The organism is Psychrobacter sp. UBA2514 (assembly GCF_002341255.1).
Classification (GTDB): Bacteria; Pseudomonadota; Gammaproteobacteria; order Pseudomonadales; family Moraxellaceae; genus Psychrobacter; species Psychrobacter pacificensis.
In genome coordinates, this window is record NZ_DDNS01000004.1 from 260 (window position 1) to 1,424 (window position 1,165).

The 1,165-nt window shown below is 41.5% G+C and carries 1 protein-coding gene and 1 pseudogene; one reads left to right on the forward strand and one right to left on the reverse strand.

The features are described 5' to 3' along the window. Positions 1 to 365, reverse strand: a pseudogene (locus B3V51_RS01305) (GntP family permease); the annotation flags it as partial. 357 nt (positions 366 to 722) lie between these two features. On the opposite strand from B3V51_RS01305, the gene B3V51_RS01310 reads away from it, so the two are divergent. After that, on the forward strand, positions 723 to 1,165 hold a 443-nt coding region (locus B3V51_RS01310; RefSeq protein WP_286707832.1), incomplete at its 3' end, for a CoA transferase subunit A.

Consider the following 1,165-nt stretch of genomic DNA (forward strand, 5'->3'; position numbering starts at 1 on the left):
GCCACCACAAACAGTGATACCCCGCCATAGGTCAAAATAGCACAGACCAAAATCACCGCAAGAATGGCCTTGCTGGCACCGAGCTTTTCGACTACGGTATTGGCGATGGCAGTTGCCGCACCAGAGTCGGCCATCAAACGCCCAAACAATGCCCCTAGCAAGAATATAGGGAAGAATTTGAGTAAGAACCCACTTAACGCGCCCATAAAGACATCGGTATAAGCGGGGATGGTGTTTAAAAAATCACCTGATAGTAAGACTGCTAGCGTCGCCATAATCGGTGCTAAGATCAGCACAGAATAACCACGATAAGCAAAAAACATGAGTAATAATAGGGTAATGACAATCGCAAATGTACTAAACATGATAGCCCTCCTTGGCAAAATTAAGACAGCGTGTATGTCGCGCTTATCGATGTAGGTCAATAAAATTAATCAAAATATGTAATTTTTGATTTTTTATCAAATATTAATCTTAGAATAATATGATATTGACTTGCCTCATACCTCGCTACTGTACTGTCTCATTCGTTCTTAGTGTTATTGTCTTCTCGCTGCGAGAATTATATGTTAAGTTAGCATAAGTATTTGATATATGATATATCGATATAAAATGTATTGATTTAAATTTAAAACAGTCAATGCGCTATTGATTGGCACAATAAATAAATCATGATAGATAATGGACGTTAATAACAAAAACAGACTTGCAAGGAGATAAGTATGAGTCGCTCAAAAGTATATAACAGTGCCGAAGAGGCACTAAGCGGTGTTGTTAGTGATGGGCAAACACTCGCTATCGGTGGTTTTGGTCTATGCGGCATTCCAGAAGCATTGATCGAAGCACTACGTGATAGTGGCGTTAAAGAGTTGACCTGTATCAGCAACAACGCTGGCGTCGATGATTTTGGACTTGGTCTGCTACTACAGACCCGCCAAATCAAGAAAATGATTTCATCATACGTTGGTGAAAACAAAGAGTTCGAACGCCAGTACTTGGCAGGCGAGTTAGAAGTTGAGCTAACCCCGCAAGGTACATTGGCCGAAAAGCTACGCTCAGGTGGTGCGGGTATTCCTGCATTCTATACAGCGACTGGTGTGGGCACATTAGTTGCCGAAGGTAAAGAAACGCGTGATTTTGATGGTCGTACTTATGTGTTAGAGCA